This window comes from Flavobacterium gossypii, assembly GCF_014138495.1.
GTDB classification, from domain to species: domain Bacteria; phylum Bacteroidota; class Bacteroidia; order Flavobacteriales; family Flavobacteriaceae; genus Flavobacterium; species Flavobacterium endophyticum.
In genome coordinates this window covers 537,767-551,985 of record NZ_JACJIS010000001.1, presented here as the reverse complement: position 1 = coordinate 551,985, position 14,219 = coordinate 537,767, and the positions used below count along the sequence as shown (strand labels likewise).

Annotated in this window: 19 protein-coding genes; 15 read left to right on the top strand and 4 right to left on the bottom strand. The window is 36.6% G+C overall.

The genetic code is table 11. From position 1 onward, the window contains the following. Positions 1 to 50: 50 nt before the first annotated feature. The 4 genes from GGR22_RS02720 to GGR22_RS02705 all read left to right on the top strand — a co-directional run bounded on the left by GGR22_RS02720 (position 51) and on the right by GGR22_RS02705 (position 3,722). The gene (locus tag GGR22_RS02720; protein WP_220477623.1) at positions 51 to 425 is read left to right on the top strand and encodes a DUF1801 domain-containing protein; all 375 of its coding nucleotides are present in this window, start codon (positions 51 to 53) and stop codon (positions 423 to 425) included. Between the two features lie 99 nt (positions 426 to 524). After that, the gene (locus tag GGR22_RS02715; RefSeq protein WP_182492460.1) at positions 525 to 1,040 is read left to right on the top strand and encodes a DUF4833 domain-containing protein; all 516 of its coding nucleotides are present in this window, start codon (positions 525 to 527) and stop codon (positions 1,038 to 1,040) included. Between the two features lie 54 nt (positions 1,041 to 1,094). Next, complete coding sequence (locus GGR22_RS02710) at positions 1,095 to 2,255, top strand: glycosyltransferase family 2 protein (protein ID WP_182492459.1); 1,161 nt, start codon at positions 1,095 to 1,097, stop codon at positions 2,253 to 2,255. 159 nt (positions 2,256 to 2,414) lie between these two features. Then, a complete protein-coding gene (locus GGR22_RS02705) occupies positions 2,415 to 3,722 on the top strand; it encodes a dihydrolipoamide acetyltransferase family protein (protein WP_182492458.1) in 1,308 nt (435 codons plus the stop codon). Between the two features lie 62 nt (positions 3,723 to 3,784). Here GGR22_RS02705 and GGR22_RS02700 read toward each other — a convergent pair whose 3' ends face one another. Then, entirely contained in the window at positions 3,785 to 4,735 is a 951-nt protein-coding gene (locus GGR22_RS02700) for an erythromycin esterase family protein (RefSeq protein WP_182492457.1), read from the bottom strand. Positions 4,736 to 4,944: 209 nt separating this feature from the next. Between GGR22_RS02700 and GGR22_RS02695 the strand changes: the two genes are divergently transcribed. The 9 genes from GGR22_RS02695 (at position 4,945) to GGR22_RS02655 (ending at position 10,055) form a co-directional block, all read left to right on the top strand. Then, entirely contained in the window at positions 4,945 to 5,721 is a 777-nt protein-coding gene (locus GGR22_RS02695) for a 3'-5' exonuclease (RefSeq protein ID WP_121374853.1), read from the top strand. Positions 5,722 to 5,773: 52 nt separating this feature from the next. After that, positions 5,774 to 6,385, top strand: coding sequence for a fumarylacetoacetate hydrolase family protein (locus GGR22_RS02690; RefSeq protein ID WP_121374852.1), 612 nt, complete (start codon positions 5,774 to 5,776; stop codon positions 6,383 to 6,385). Continuing rightward, positions 6,385 to 6,729, top strand: a complete 345-nt coding sequence (locus GGR22_RS02685) for an Hpt domain-containing protein (protein WP_182492456.1) — start codon at positions 6,385 to 6,387, stop codon at positions 6,727 to 6,729. The genes GGR22_RS02690 and GGR22_RS02685 overlap by 1 nt, the downstream gene beginning before the upstream one ends. A gap of 45 nt (positions 6,730 to 6,774) precedes the next feature. Next, positions 6,775 to 8,040 carry a competence/damage-inducible protein A gene (locus tag GGR22_RS02680; protein WP_182492455.1) on the top strand — a complete coding sequence of 422 codons (1,266 nt, stop codon included), beginning with the start codon at positions 6,775 to 6,777 and terminating at the stop codon, positions 8,038 to 8,040. A 71-nt stretch (positions 8,041 to 8,111) separates the two neighbouring features. After that, entirely contained in the window at positions 8,112 to 8,348 is a 237-nt protein-coding gene (rpmB, locus tag GGR22_RS02675; RefSeq protein WP_056069897.1) for a 50S ribosomal protein L28, read from the top strand. A gap of 25 nt (positions 8,349 to 8,373) precedes the next feature. Then, the gene (gene rpmG, locus GGR22_RS02670) at positions 8,374 to 8,556 is read left to right on the top strand and encodes a 50S ribosomal protein L33 (RefSeq protein ID WP_056069900.1); all 183 of its coding nucleotides are present in this window, start codon (positions 8,374 to 8,376) and stop codon (positions 8,554 to 8,556) included. Between the two features lie 9 nt (positions 8,557 to 8,565). Continuing rightward, positions 8,566 to 8,718 (top strand): DUF4295 domain-containing protein, encoded by a 153-nt coding sequence (locus GGR22_RS02665; protein ID WP_113988621.1) that lies wholly within the window; start codon positions 8,566 to 8,568, stop codon positions 8,716 to 8,718. 165 nt (positions 8,719 to 8,883) lie between these two features. Beyond that, complete coding sequence (gene ftsY / locus GGR22_RS02660) at positions 8,884 to 9,837, top strand: signal recognition particle-docking protein FtsY (RefSeq protein WP_182492454.1); 954 nt, start codon at positions 8,884 to 8,886, stop codon at positions 9,835 to 9,837. Between the two features lie 8 nt (positions 9,838 to 9,845). After that, positions 9,846 to 10,055, top strand: coding sequence for a hypothetical protein (locus GGR22_RS02655; protein WP_182492453.1), 210 nt, complete (start codon positions 9,846 to 9,848; stop codon positions 10,053 to 10,055). A 10-nt stretch (positions 10,056 to 10,065) separates the two neighbouring features. Here the strand turns inward: GGR22_RS02655 and GGR22_RS02650 are convergent, their stop codons facing one another. Further along, positions 10,066 to 11,133 (bottom strand): serine hydrolase domain-containing protein, encoded by a 1,068-nt coding sequence (locus GGR22_RS02650; protein WP_182492452.1) that lies wholly within the window; start codon positions 11,131 to 11,133, stop codon positions 10,066 to 10,068. Between the two features lie 103 nt (positions 11,134 to 11,236). Between GGR22_RS02650 and GGR22_RS02645 the strand changes: the two genes are divergently transcribed. Further along, entirely contained in the window at positions 11,237 to 11,677 is a 441-nt protein-coding gene (locus tag GGR22_RS02645) for a hypothetical protein (protein WP_182492451.1), read from the top strand. Further along, the gene (locus GGR22_RS02640; protein WP_182492450.1) at positions 11,658 to 11,954 is read left to right on the top strand and encodes a DUF721 domain-containing protein; all 297 of its coding nucleotides are present in this window, start codon (positions 11,658 to 11,660) and stop codon (positions 11,952 to 11,954) included. Before GGR22_RS02645 ends, GGR22_RS02640 begins: the two co-directional genes overlap by 20 nt. Positions 11,955 to 12,031: 77 nt before the next feature. Here the strand turns inward: GGR22_RS02640 and GGR22_RS02635 are convergent, their stop codons facing one another. Beyond that, complete coding sequence (locus GGR22_RS02635; RefSeq protein WP_121374845.1) at positions 12,032 to 12,451, bottom strand: nucleoside-diphosphate kinase; 420 nt, start codon at positions 12,449 to 12,451, stop codon at positions 12,032 to 12,034. Between the two features lie 107 nt (positions 12,452 to 12,558). Next, positions 12,559 to 14,157, bottom strand: coding sequence for a bacillithiol biosynthesis cysteine-adding enzyme BshC (bshC, locus tag GGR22_RS02630; RefSeq protein WP_182492449.1), 1,599 nt, complete (start codon positions 14,155 to 14,157; stop codon positions 12,559 to 12,561). Between the last annotated feature and the right edge of the window lie 62 nt (positions 14,158 to 14,219).

The following is a 14,219-nucleotide window of genomic DNA, read 5'->3' as shown; positions in this document are numbered from 1 at the left end:
TTATTTATAAATTGATATATTTGATTGTCAGTTGTACTGAAAACGTGAATATGAACGAAATAAAGGACATAGATAATTTCTACCTAAAACAAGAAGAACCCGTTAGGAGTTGCCTTCTTGCCTTGAAGGATATTATCCTTTCGCAGGATGCTGAAATTACGAATGTGCTGAAATATGGCATGCCTTTCTTCTGCTACAAGCAAAAAATGTTCTGCTATTTATGGATACATAAAAAATACAAGCAACCTTATCTGGGAATGGTAGAAGGCACACGCTTGGATCATCCCAAATTGATTGTCGAAAAACGCTCAAGGATGAAAATCATGCTGTTTGATCCAAATGAAGACTTGCCGATAGAAACTATTGAGGCTATTTTGAAAAAAGCAATCAATTTGTATGCTTCTGGAGAAATAAAGTTAAAATGATATTTTTAATTGAGAGAGGCTGATTAAGTTTTAACAATAGAAAAAAACTTACATTATTAACTATTTAGTATATTCGTGATGCTAACTAATTGCAATACAATGAAAAAAATATACCTACTGCTTTTTATTTCAATCAGTATGCAAGCGCAAAAAGGTTATCCAACGCCTGCAATGGCTGACAATCACTTATTCTATATACAGCACAGCCAGAATCATAACACCTTTGTTTATGAGGCTAATTTTACAAATAAAAGATTCGATGACGTTGAACCTATAAAAATTCATAGGGTTGCTTATACAAAAGGCGGCGTTAAGGAACAACTCACTAAATTACAGCGAAAGCTGGCCTATGGCATAGAAATCCAAAAATTAAAAGAGAACCACTATGAGTTTTCGCTAGTTTCCTATCCAGGCAAAAAGCTCTACATGGAACTTGGCCCTAAAGACAAGCCGCACGTGAAAACTACTGTCAATGGCAAGAAAATGATTCTCAGCAAAATGTTTCTTTCGATGGAAGAATCAAAAAGCCTGAAGCCTAAAGTAGAATATATCGATTTTTATGGCATCGACCCCGAATCCAAGAAAGAGATAAAAGAACGATTTTATATGAAGTGAGAGAATCTCGCTATTCCTAATAGAGCAATCTAAAAATCTATTTATATTTGCTCAATGCAGTTATCCGTTATCATTCTCAACTACAATGTCCGTTATTTTCTCGAGCAGTGCATTCTGAGCGTCCAAGAAGCTATTCGCGGACTTGAGGCGGAGATTATCGTTGTCGACAACAATTCGCCAGACGATAGCTGTCAGATGATAAAAGAACGTTTTCCGGAGGTAATCTTAATCGAAAACAAGGAAAATGTTGGCTTCCCTAAAGGCAATAATATAGGAGTTGAAAGCGCTAAGGGAGAATATGTCTGTATATTAAATCCGGATACTGTTGTCGCCGAAGATACATTTGAAAAAATCCTAGCCTTTGCCCGAACCAAAACCGATTTAGGTATCATTGGCTGCAAGCTGATTGATGGGACAGGAAACTTTCTTCCTGAATCAAAAAGAGGAATTCCATCGCCTTGGGTAGCCTTCACAAAAATATCCGGACTTTATAAAATAGCATCTTCATCAAATATATTCGGACGTTATTACGCGGGACATCTTGCAGAAAATCAGGCAGGAAAGGTTGCTGTTTTAGTTGGCGCTTTTATGGTGTTGAAGCGAGAACTTTACAAAGAAGTAGGAGGCTTTGACGAACGGTATTTTATGTACGGAGAAGATATTGACTTTTCGTTTTCTGTACTAAAGAAAGGGCTGTCAAATTATTATTTTCACGAAACCAGCATCATTCACTATAAAGGAGAAAGTACCGTAAAAGACGGAACTTACATGAAGCGTTTTCAGCAAGGAATGGAGTTGTTTTATGAGAAGAATATGAAGTCCTCGATTTTCTTCTCGATTTTTATGAAATTTGGAATGCTTTTCTTCTCTTTCATAAAAATGTTTCAAGGAAAATCGAAACCTAAAATTAATCCAGAAAGTTATATTTTTGTGTCAGATGACCAAGTTCTTAAAGAAAAATTGCAAGTTGCGCTGAAAAAAAATATCCAAATCCAGAAATTTGAAAACCAAAAAGCAGTATTTTCGCAAACGTTTTCGGATAAGGAGCCTGTAGAAGTGATTCTTGATAACAATCATCTTACGTTCAAGGAGTGCATCTCCGTTTTGGAAGCACACAAAAACAAAAATATGACTTTTAAAATACTGCCTAAAAAATCCGATTTCATTATTGGAAGCAATAGCAATAACGACAGAGGAGAAGTCGTTCGATTTTAAAATGATGAAGATTAAGTTCTTAATGCTTCAAATTTAGAATAAATTTGTGCAGTTTGTGTTTAAAAAAAGTATCGTAAAATTATATAATTCTTGGCGTAGCCTAAAAATTATCACTAATTTTGCAAGCAGAAAATAAAAATTCACCATTAGGTTAACAATATGGCAAAATTTGAATTGAAACTTCCAAAAATGGGAGAGAGCGTTGCAGAAGCAACCATTACCAACTGGCTAAAAAAAGTAGGCGACCCAATTGAAGCCGACGAAGCAGTACTTGAAATTGCTACCGACAAAGTAGATTCTGAAGTGCCTTCTGAAGTATCAGGAGTTTTATCTGAAATCCTTTTCAATGTTGACGACGTTGTAAAAGTCGGTCAGACAATCGCTTATATTGAGGTATCAGGAGGTGTTGTTGTAGAAGCACCAAAAGAAGAAGCGCCAGCTTCAGCAGCCGTAATCGAAAAAACGGTAGAAGCGGCACAGCAAGCTGTTTCGACACCGCAAGATTTCTCCAATTCAGAAAAATTCTTTTCACCCTTAGTAAAAAACATTGCAAAAGAAGAAGGAGTTTCTGTAGCTGAATTAGAATCAATCAATGGTTCTGGGAAAGATGGAAGAGTAACAAAAGATGATATATTAGGCTATGTAGCAAAAAGAAAAGAAACTAAAGGAACAAGCCAAGAGGCTCCAGCTCCGGTAGTTTCTGCATCAAGCAGTCCTGCACCTAAAGCTACAGCGGCGGTTCCGGTTTCAGTAAACGGAGGCGATGAAATTGTGGAGATGGACAGAATGCGCAAGCTGATTTCAGGCTATATGGTTGCTTCAGTTCAGACTTCGGCCCACGTTCAGTCGTTTATCGAAGTTGATGTGACGAACATCGTGAAATGGAGAGATAAAGTAAAAAATGCTTTCGAAAAAAGAGAAGGCGAGAAGCTGACTTTTACGCCAATCTTTATGGAAGCTGTGGCGAAAGCCTTGAAAGATTTCCCTGGAATGAATATTTCTGTTGACGGCGATTATATCATCAAAAGAAAAAATATCAATCTTGGAATGGCGGCAGCATTGCCAAACGGAAACCTGATTGTTCCTGTAATCAAAAATGCTGACCAGCTAAACCTTGTAGGTATGGCAAAAGCGGTGAACGATTTAGGGAACCGTGCAAAAGCAGGAAAACTAAAACCAGACGATACGCAAGGAGGAACCTACACGGTTACAAACGTAGGAACTTTCGGCAGTGTCTTCGGAACGCCGATTATCAACCAGCCTCAAGTAGGAATTTTGGCTCTTGGAGCTATCCGAAAAGTACCGGCGGTTATTGAAACTCCTGAAGGCGATTTTATCGGAATCCGTCAAAAAATGTTCCTTTCTCACAGCTACGATCACCGTGTTGTAGACGGCGCATTAGGAGGAAGCTTTGTGAAACGCGTTGCCGATTATCTTGAAGCTTTTGATGTCAATAGAGATTTCTAATCGAATCCATTATAAATAAAAACCTCTCAAGCGAGAGGTTTTTTTATGCCCTAAACTGTGTTCTATTCAAGGATAAAAGATGCAGTAGTTTCGCGAACGAATACAATAGCATCAAAATCTAAGCCTGGCTGTATCGGCAAGGCTCTGCTCTCTGTCCATACCGAATAGATGTTGGTGATTTTGTTTTTATTCTGCAAAAAAGGATTTGATTTTTTGTGAAAAGAAAGAAAAAAGCTGCCTGCTTTTGCTTTAGAAAACAATCCAGAAAATGTATTTGGATCAGAATCAAAGCTATGTTTTGCAATTTTTCCTTCCGCGATTACATTTACGCTTCCCTTATAAGTGTCAAAACCCAAAGCATAGTATTTAGAACCGAATTCTTGCTTTAGATAACCGCCCATTGCCTCAACTTCTGCCATGGTTTTGTCTTTTGCTATGTGTACATTATGACTCCAGATGATTGTTTTCAGCTTATCGACTTTTTGTGTCTTAATAATTGTTTCGGCCATGTTTTTGTCTCTTGTAAGAGGGTCGTACCAAAAATCTTCACTGTCAAATCCAAAAAGAAGTACTTTTTTAGAAGCCGTCTGTTTTTGGTTGTATTCTTTTATCCATTGAAAAAGTTCGAAAATTTCCTGAGTATTGTATAGCATGAGGTCTTTCATAAGTCTTTTCAGGTCTCCGTTTCCATTTTGGATATAATCATTAATAGGTTTGAGGTAGGCTTGCGTGAGTTCAAAGCCAATTAGCTTATAATTGCTATTCGTGATTAAATATTGGATAATATGTGTTTTTTGGGTATAAAATTCGTGCGTTCCATGCGAAGCTTCTCCTAATCCTAGAATAGTATTTTCTTTTAATTCCGAATCCAAAAATGAAAAAGTAGTATCAGAGGAATGATTTTCAGCTAAAGAAACTGCATTCTCATTAATCCACTGCAAGTTTTTGTCTTGTGAATAGGCTGAAAGGCTTGAAAGGATAAGAGCAAATGCGACAATTGTTTTAATTTTCATATCAGAGTTGTTAATTGCCCGAGGCATAAAGTAAATCTAATGAAAAACTTAGAAGGAGTAGTTTTTTTCTTCATAAATTCTTGAAGACTCTAGAAAATAAGAAGCTGACAATAAAAGGTTTTGATGTTTGTCTATAGCATAAACAGCAAACTTTTGAACGGAAATTCAATACAAAAACCGTTATCTTTGCAGTCCATAAAAACAAGAAGATGGAACTTAAACTGACAAAACCAATCTGTTTTTTCGACCTCGAAACCACAGGAATCGATATCTGTAAAGACAGGATTGTAGAAATATCAATATTTAAAGTTTTTCCAAACGGAAATAAAGAAAGCAGGACCTGGCTTGTAAATCCAGAAATGCCTATACCGCCTCAGACTACTGCTGTTCATGGAATTACCAACGAAAAAGTAGCGAATGAGCCGACTTTTAAAGAACTGGCCGTTACGATTCACACTATGGTAAAAGATTCAGATTTGGCCGGATTCAATTCAGATCGATTTGACATTCCTTTATTGGCAGAGGAGCTATTGCGTGCCGGAGTTGATTTTGATATGAAAAACCGTGTTGCGGTAGATATCCAGACAATTTTCCATAAAAAAGAAGAAAGAACCTTAAGTGCTGCTTATAAATTTTATTGCGGACAGAGCCTTGAAAATGCGCATTCTGCAGAAGCCGACACTATGGCGACTTATGAAATATTAAAAGCGCAGTTGACTCGTTATGAAGATCTTCCTCATGATATGAAATCGCTTTCGGAATATACGACACGAAAAAAATCAGTTGATTTTGCAGGTTTTATCGCTTTAGACAAAGACAACGAGGAAATTTTTACTTTCGGAAAACACAAAGGCGCCAAGGTTGAAAAAGTCCTTGAGGCTGAGCCAGGCTATTTTGGATGGATACAAAATGCAGACTTTCCGTTATATACTAAAAAAGTGTTGACGGCTATCAAGCTGAGAAAACTGAATAACAAACTAAGCTAGTAAGATCCGTTTGCGATTTTTTACTAGAATGTGAAAACAGAACATTGAGTTTATGAAAATAATCTGCATCGGAAGAAATTACACCAAGCATATCGAAGAGTTGCAAAACGAGAAACCTTCGGAGCCTGTAATTTTCTTAAAACCGGATACTGCAATACTTCCTAAAAATTTTCCTTTTTTTATTCCAGAATTCAGCAACGACATTCATCATGAGGTCGAAATTTTGGTCAAAATAAATAGGGTAGGAAAACATATAGAGCCTAAATTCGCTCACAAATATTATGATGAGATCGGCTTAGGAATTGATTTTACGGCACGTGATGTACAAGCAACCCTAAAAGAAAAAGGACTTCCGTGGGAAAAAGCGAAAGCGTTTGACGGTTCGGCAGTCATTGGAGAATTTTTGCCAAAATCGCAATTCAATTCTCTAGAAAATCTTACATTTGAATTGACCAACAATGGAAAACCAGTCCAGATTGGAAATACAAGCCACATGCTCTGGAAGATTGACGAACTTATTTCTTATGTTTCGCAATATTTTACGCTGAAAATCGGCGATATTATATTCACAGGAACGCCAGAAGGAGTTGAAAGAGTCAATCCAGATGATATTCTGGAAGGATTTTTAGAAGGACATAAATTATTTAGAATACAAGTAAAATAATGGCTATACATTACAATCTAGCAAAAGTCTATGAGATTTCGGATAACGATAGCGAGTTTGTCCAAGACATCATAAATCTTTTCGTAACTGAGGTTCCGGCTGACTTGAAAAATGTCAAAAAAGGAATAAAAGAGAAAGACTATAAGCTGGCTTATGGCTATGCCCATAAGATCAAGCCAACTTTAGATTTGCTTGGCATGACCGTAGCTTTTGAAGAAATTCTTTTGATTGAAGATTGGACAAAACGCGAGGGAAAAAAGAAAGAAATCAAAGAAACCTACAAAAGTATAGCAGATAGGGTTGAGAAAGCGGTCAAAGAAATCCGTAAGGATTTTAATATTTAGTTCGTTTAAAATTCTCAAGTCTGCAATACAAAATCAAAAATATCTGTGAAAGCAACTATTGTAACCATAGGAGATGAAATCCTGATCGGGCAGATTATCGATACCAATTCTGCTTTTATAGCAAAATCTCTAGACAAAATAGGGATTGATATCCACGAAGTAATTTCTATCAGCGACAGCCGAGAACATATTTTAGAAACGCTGAAATACCTTCAAAATCAAGTAGAACTGGTTGTTATTACCGGCGGTTTAGGTCCGACAAAAGATGATATCACCAAAAAAACGCTTTGCGACTATTTTGAAGATGAATTGGTTGTAAATGAACAGGTTCTTGCTCATGTGACAGAATTAATTGAGGGATTTTACAAGCGTCCCATTTCTCAAATAAACAAAGACCAAGCACTTGTTCCGTCAAAAGCGACTGTGTTGCACAATAAAGTTGGCACGGCTCCGGGAATGTGGCTCAAAAAAGAAAATACAGTATTTGTTTCTCTTCCAGGCGTTCCTTACGAGATGAAATATCTCATCGAAAATGAAGTTGTGCCAAAAGTGGTAAGAGAATATAAACGTCCGTTTATTATTCATAAAACCGTACTTACCTACGGACAAGGAGAAAGTCTTGTGGCTGAAAGAATTGAAGCCTGGGAGAACAATCTTCCTGAGTTTATAAAGCTGGCCTATTTACCAAGCCCCGGAAGAGTGAGGCTCCGTCTTTCTGCGCGAGGAACAGACAAGCAGGTTCTGCAAAATGCCATTGAAGAAAATGTGGATTCGCTTTCAAAGATTATAGGCGATATCATCGTAGGCTATGATGAAAACGAAACGTTAGAAGTGATTCTTGGCAGATTGCTGACGAAAAATAAAATGACAGTTTCTACGGCCGAAAGCTGCACAGGAGGCAAAATAGCCCAATTGCTTACTTCGATTCCAGGTTCTTCAGCTTACTTTAAAGGAGGCGTGGTGAGTTATGCAACCGAAGTAAAGACCGAAATCTTAAAAGTTTCGCAAGAGCTGATTGAAAAGTATTCTGTTGTAAGCCGAGAAGTAGCTATTGAGATGGCGCTTGGGGCTCAAAAATTGCTTCAAACCGATTATGCCATTGCTACTACAGGAAATGCAGGGCCAGAAAAAGGAGATTCGCCGGCGGAAGTAGGAACGGTTTTTATTGCTTTGGCAACGCCAAATCCGGCTCCAAATAATATAATATGCGAAGAATTCCACTTTGGCCAACCGCGCGAAAAAGTCATTGATAGAGCGGTAAATACGGCTTTTGAAATGCTTCAGAAAGAAATTTTAAAAAATCTACTTTAATTATTTTGTATAAAGGTTTCTTTTTTGTTTCTTTGCACCCTGATTTTGAATAACGATAAAAGATAAGCATAATGTCAAGAGTTTGTGACCTTACGGGTAAAAGAGCGATGGTTGGAAACAATGTTTCCCACGCGATGAACAAGACTAAGAGAAAATTTTCTGTAAACTTAGTTAAAAAACGTTTTTATCTTCCTGAAGAAGACAGATGGATTACTCTTAGAGTAGCTGCATCTACAATAAAAACTATCAACAAAAACGGAATTGCTGCAGTTTTGAAAGAAGCTAAAGCTAACGGATTTATTAAATAATCCTTCCTAAATAATATATAGCAAGATGGCAAAGAAAGGTAATAGAATCCAAGTAATTTTAGAATGTACTGAGCACAAAACTAGTGGTCAACCAGGTACATCAAGATACATAACAACAAAGAACAAAAAAAATACTCCAGACAGATTAGAGATTAAAAAATTTAATCCAATCTTGAAAAGAGTAACTGTTCATAAAGAAATTAAATAATTATTAGTCATGGCAAAGAAAACCGTAGCAACCTTACAGACAGCTTCTAAGAGATTAACAAAAGCTATCAAAATGGTAAAATCTCCTAAGACTGGTGCTTACACTTTCGTTGAAAGCGTTATGGCTCCTGAATTAGTTGACGAGTTCTTGAAAAAGAAATAATCATTCAGACATTATATAGAAAAGCTACTTTCATTCGGAAGTAGCTTTTTTATTTTTATATTTGTCTTGAAATTTAGAGAAGACGAATCATGTCGTTTTCCTTAAATTTTAGGAATATTAGAATGTATAAAATCTGATAGCCGCAAAATCTAACCAATCAAAAAAATGAGTTTTTTTAAGAAAATATTTTCATCAGAAAAAAAAGAAAGCCTTGATAAAGGCCTAGAAAAAACAAAAACCTCTTTCTTTTCAAAGCTTACCAAAGCCGTAGCGGGGAAATCAAAAGTTGATGATGAAGTCCTTGACAATCTAGAAGAAATCTTAGTTTCATCAGATGTAGGTGTAAATACGACCCTGAAAATTATCGCTAGAATCGAAGAGCGTGTTGCCAATGACAAATACCTCGGGACTGACGAGCTGAATCAAATTCTTCGTGAGGAAATTGCAGGATTATTATCAGAAACAAATTCTGGCGAAGCCACAGAGTTTGAAATACCAAAAGATAAAAAACCTTATGTCTTGATGGTTGTCGGAGTCAATGGAGTTGGGAAAACAACTACTATTGGAAAGCTGGCTCATCAATTCAACAAAGCTGGATACAAAGTTGTTCTTGGTGCTGCCGATACTTTTCGTGCTGCAGCTATCGATCAATTGCAGATTTGGGCAGACAGAGTTGGCGTTCCTATCGTAAAACAGCAAATGGGAAGCGATCCGGCTTCTGTAGCTTTCGATACCCTTCAGTCCGCAGTTTCTCAAAACGCTGATGTCGTAATCATTGATACGGCCGGGCGTCTGCACAACAAAGTAAACCTGATGAACGAATTGACAAAAGTAAAGCGCGTGATGCAGAAAGTCGTAGCCGATGCTCCCCACGATGTTTTATTAGTTCTTGACGGATCTACGGGCCAAAATGCTTTTGAACAAGCCAAACAATTTACGGCTGCTACTGAAGTTTCAGCTCTTGCTGTAACTAAATTAGATGGAACTGCAAAAGGCGGTGTTGTAATCGGAATTTCAGACCAGTTCCAAATACCTGTGAAGTATATAGGTGTAGGAGAAGGGATTGAAGATTTGCAAGTTTTTAATAAAATAGAATTTGTAGATTCGTTTTTTAAATAAAGACTACTATGGCCTTTTCAATAAAAAATGTAAAACCGCTACACCTTTATATCTTGTTCGTGCTCTTGATTTTTATATCGAGATTTTTTGAAGGCAAGATACAGGCAATCTATTATTTATTTGTGTTTTTAGGATGGGCCGCATTTTTTATGGCAGCTCGGAATCTTATCAAAGGAGGCTCTGGAAATAAGAAACACGTCAATGCAAAAAAGAAATAAAATAAATTCGCTAATTAATTAGCGAATTTATTTTTTGCCACAGGACTTCATCAAAATCAGATAAGGCCAGATTGACGTTGTCGGCCGCATCGCCCATTCGAATTACGACCATCTTCCGACTAGGAATTACGTAGATTTTCTGGTCATTTTTGCCTAATGCCATAAACATGTCATTTGGGCCGTCCGGAATTATACTTCCAGAAAATTGTAGCTGCGTCTGAGGCAGATGATAACTGGATTTTCCGTTTAGCCACCATAAATATCCATACCCTAGATTGATATTTTGAGACGTGTTTGTCGCGGCATTAAAGTAATTTTCATTCAGTATCACTTCATTATTCCACTTCCCTTTGTTGAGCATGAGCAGGCCAAAACGGGCCATGCTTCGAGTGGTACTCCAATAAACGCTGTTGTTTCCAGACTGAATCCAAGCGCCATTCATTCCTATCTTGTCTCTTAATTTTGTATTGAAATAACTGCTGTACGTTGTTGAGACGGCATCTGCCACGACATCTTGAAGCTTGACATAGACATTATGATAGGCCCAGCGTGTTCCTGCATCAGCTTTATAAGTAAGGCATTCAGGCTCTACACAGTCACCATTATCAATATCTTCAAGGCCAGAAGTCATGGTAAGTAAATGCTTATTCGTTATCAGGTTTTCTTTTGCTAAGGGAAGGCTTGTCCATCCATGGCCTAGATAATCTGAAACCTTGTCGTTAATGTTCAGATGGTTTTCCTGTTCAGCAATTCCAACCATTGTTGCTGTCAACGTTTTTCCTGCACTTGCCCAATACCAGTTGGATGAAGCAGAATGCCCGTTGAAATAGTTTTCCATCACAATCTTTCCATCAACTAAAATGATAAAGCCTTTGGTGTGTTTTTCTTCCAAATAAGAAAGGAGCGGTGCTGTAGCATTTTCATTCCATCCTAATGAACTCAATGATTTTGTTTCCCATAATGCATTTTCTTCCAAAGGTGGAAAGTATAAGGATTCAGACGGACTGGATTCATTGCTTTCAGAACTGCATCCGGCCAAAGCAAGGATAAGAAACAAAGGGTAGTATATTTTTCTCATGGTGTAGGGTTTCTTATATAGACTTTAAAAATACCAAATAGTTTAACCCAGAAGCTTTTTTATCATGACAAATAGTGGTAATTTTATTTTTTTAAATTTTAAGATGAAAAAAGGAGTTCTATTACTGTTTACAACGCTGATGCTTACGGCCTGCGCCCAAAAAGTATCAAAAGAAGATGCTAAAAAACTGAATGGCTATTGGGAAATCGAAAAAGTGATTTTGGCCGATGGATCGGAAAAAGATTATAAAATCAATACGACATATGATTTCTTTGAAATTGACAATAATTATAAAGGCTTTCGTAAAAAAGTAAGTCCACAGTTGAATGGAAAATTTCTTGCAGATGATTCTTCCGAAGCAGTTGAAATTGTAGAAAAAGACGGGAAGATATATCTGGATTACAAAACAGAATATGCGAAATGGGAAGAAGAATTAAAATCGATTTCTGAAGATAAGATGACCATTGTTAACCAGCAAAAAATAGAATACCAATACAAAAAAGCAACCCCAATAAACCTGCTAGATGGCGAAGAGACTAAATAATGACAGTTCGGTTGGAGATGTTTTGAAGCATATCATTGAAGCCAACAAACTCCAGCCTGGAATTGATCAAATTGCGGTAAAAGAAGCTTGGATTTCCTTGATGGGCAATGGCGTGAATAGTTATACCAAGGAAGTTACGTTGCGTAAAAACACCCTGTATGTAGAACTTACTTCAGCGGTATTACGACAAGAATTAAGTTACGGAAAAGAGAAAATTATACGAATGATCAACGAAGAATTTCGTCGGGACATTGTGAAGGAAATAGTTTTTAGATAGATTCAAAAGACTAAAAATTAAACATAAAAAAATCCGTTTCAAATGAAACGGATTTTTTTTATTTAGGTTGCTTCGAATTAGAATTGCTCTCTTCCAGCGAAGTGGAAAGCACCTTCGATAGCTGCATTTTCATCGCTATCAGAACCGTGAACAGCGTTCTCTCCAATTGATTTTGCATATTTTTTACGGATAGTTCCTTCAGCAGCATCAGCAGGATTTGTAGCCCCGATTAAAGTTCTGAAATCTTCAACAGCGTTATCTTTTTCTAAGATAGCCGCTACGATTGGACCTCTAGACATGAATTCAACCAATTCCCCGTAGAATGGTCTTGCGCTGTGAACTGCATAAAATTTTTGAGCATCAGCTACAGTAAGCTGTGTCAGTTTCAAAGAAACAATTTTAAAACCACCTTCTGTAATCATGTTTAAAATTCCGCCGATGTGTCCGTTTTCAACTGCATCAGGCTTAATCATTGTGAATGTTCTATTCGTTGCCATTGTATTTTTTTTAGATTTGGCGCAAAAGTAGTGTTTTTTAACAGAACACGAAAAACAATTGCAAGAATTAGGAGTATAAATTTAAGTATTGTCTGAACTGACAGTCACTAAAGAACTACGACTTTAAATTTTTGCTCCATAGGATTCAATTCTTCAAACAATTTATCGAGCAGCACATCGCCATATCCGAGATAAAATTCAGAAAAGTTTACAATCCTTTCCTGCAAGCTTTTGTTTGGGAATAGCTCGTTCTGAAGATCGGCTATGCGCTCCAATTCTTCTTGATGCTTTTTCTTTTCAGCTTTTAGCAGCCGTTTCTCCAGATTATCTAAACCTTTGATTTGTTTGATTTCTTGGGCTTTTACAGCTCCGATAAAAGACTTGTCGGTTTGTTTTGCCATTTCGTTCAGGTCATCAAATTGTTTTCTTAAAAATGCTTTCTGTTCTGTAAAATCAATCGGGAATTCTGAAAACGTTTTCACTTTAGCATTCATCAAATCTTGTTGTTTTGAAAATAGGTCTTTCCACGTTAGATTTAATTTATCTGCTTTTTTTGCCAATTTTTCTGTAGCTAAAAGAACCGAATTTCGCAAAAGCAAAATAGGGAAAGTAACGTCAGAAGCTTCAAAATATGATTTTAATTCCAACCAATAGGCTAATTCGCCGCCGCCGCCTATATAGCAAAGATTCGGCAAGATGACTTCTTGATATAGAGGTCGCATGATAACATTTGGGCTGAATTTTTCAGGATGATTTTCTAGCAGTTGTACTATTTCTGATTGCGTAAATTTTAGTTCTCTGTTGTTGATATAGTAGTATCCGTTTTGCAGAATAATTCGCTCACGGAAATCGTCTTCGATATAAAAAAGGTTGATTTCGCGTGGATTTACTTGGATATTATAATCTTTTAGCTTTTCGGAAGTTTCCATTACCTTTTGATGCGAGGTCTGTTTCAGAAGCTCTTCTTTTGCATAAGGAATAAATATCTTTTTTAGTTCAGGAGTATCGGCATCCAAAACCACTAAGCCCGTTTTTCCAAATAATTCGTTCGCAAGAAAGCGAGTCGCATCCGCCAAATTAGTATGATTTACATAGGATTCATGGAATAGTTTTTTAAGATATTCCGCATTTTTTCCGATGCCTAGTTCCAAAGAAAAAATTTCAAAGACCTCTTCTAATCCTTGAGTAGACAATCTTCCTACTGGTCCGCCGCTTTCTGTATTCCAACGTACTTTTTTTCCATGAAGATTGAAATAGTTGATTTCTTCAAAATCATGGTCTTCCGTTGCCATCCAATATACTGGCACGAAATTATACTCAGGATATTTTAATTTTAATTGCTTCGTAAGATTGATCGTCGAAACGATTTTATATAAAAAATACAATGGTCCAGTAAACAAGTTTAGCTGATGCCCGGTCGTAATCGTAAATGTTTTAGAACTTCCCAATGCTTTAATGTTCAATTTTGTCAAGTCAGAAACATTGAGTTTTGAATATTGTTTTTCTAAAGCAGAAACCAACGTTTTTCGCTTCAAATTATCACTTGAATTGAAATTCTTTTCTTTTTCAAGCAATTGCTTTTCAAAATTTTCTAAAGTAGGAAATCGATGGTAAAGCGACTGTACGTCTGGTTTTTGATTTAGATAATCGTTGATGAGCGATGTGAAATAACCAGATTCTTGATAACTGATACAGTCGGTTGGCATAGTTTAGAAATTTTTTGTAAAAATAAATAAAATTAAGGCATAAATAATTAAATAAGTCTTAA

Excerpts from the sequence above, each read along its gene's own strand:
- GGR22_RS02700 (WP_182492457.1), bottom strand. The coding sequence starts at position 4,735 with ATGAAAATTAAAACAATTGTCGCATTTGCTCTTATCCTTTCAAGCCTT.
- GGR22_RS02655 (WP_182492453.1), top strand. The coding sequence starts at position 9,846 with ATGGCCTTTTCAATAAAAAATGTAAAACCGCTACACCTTTATATCTTG.
- ftsY (WP_182492454.1), top strand. The coding sequence starts at position 8,884 with ATGAGTTTTTTTAAGAAAATATTTTCATCAGAAAAAAAAGAAAGCCTT.
- GGR22_RS02720 (WP_220477623.1), top strand. The coding sequence starts at position 51 with ATGAACGAAATAAAGGACATAGATAATTTCTACCTAAAACAAGAAGAA.
- GGR22_RS02685 (WP_182492456.1), top strand. The coding sequence starts at position 6,385 with ATGGCTATACATTACAATCTAGCAAAAGTCTATGAGATTTCGGATAAC.
- GGR22_RS02690 (WP_121374852.1), top strand. The coding sequence starts at position 5,774 with ATGAAAATAATCTGCATCGGAAGAAATTACACCAAGCATATCGAAGAG.
- GGR22_RS02715 (WP_182492460.1), top strand. The coding sequence starts at position 525 with ATGAAAAAAATATACCTACTGCTTTTTATTTCAATCAGTATGCAAGCG.
- bshC (WP_182492449.1), bottom strand. The coding sequence starts at position 14,157 with ATGCCAACCGACTGTATCAGTTATCAAGAATCTGGTTATTTCACATCG.
- GGR22_RS02650 (WP_182492452.1), bottom strand. The coding sequence starts at position 11,133 with ATGAGAAAAATATACTACCCTTTGTTTCTTATCCTTGCTTTGGCCGGA.
- GGR22_RS02640 (WP_182492450.1), top strand. The coding sequence starts at position 11,658 with ATGGCGAAGAGACTAAATAATGACAGTTCGGTTGGAGATGTTTTGAAG.
- GGR22_RS02635 (WP_121374845.1), bottom strand. The coding sequence starts at position 12,451 with ATGGCAACGAATAGAACATTCACAATGATTAAGCCTGATGCAGTTGAA.
- rpmB (WP_056069897.1), top strand. The coding sequence starts at position 8,112 with ATGTCAAGAGTTTGTGACCTTACGGGTAAAAGAGCGATGGTTGGAAAC.
- GGR22_RS02705 (WP_182492458.1), top strand. The coding sequence starts at position 2,415 with ATGGCAAAATTTGAATTGAAACTTCCAAAAATGGGAGAGAGCGTTGCA.
- GGR22_RS02695 (WP_121374853.1), top strand. The coding sequence starts at position 4,945 with ATGGAACTTAAACTGACAAAACCAATCTGTTTTTTCGACCTCGAAACC.
- GGR22_RS02665 (WP_113988621.1), top strand. The coding sequence starts at position 8,566 with ATGGCAAAGAAAACCGTAGCAACCTTACAGACAGCTTCTAAGAGATTA.
- rpmG (WP_056069900.1), top strand. The coding sequence starts at position 8,374 with ATGGCAAAGAAAGGTAATAGAATCCAAGTAATTTTAGAATGTACTGAG.
- GGR22_RS02710 (WP_182492459.1), top strand. The coding sequence starts at position 1,095 with ATGCAGTTATCCGTTATCATTCTCAACTACAATGTCCGTTATTTTCTC.
- GGR22_RS02645 (WP_182492451.1), top strand. The coding sequence starts at position 11,237 with ATGAAAAAAGGAGTTCTATTACTGTTTACAACGCTGATGCTTACGGCC.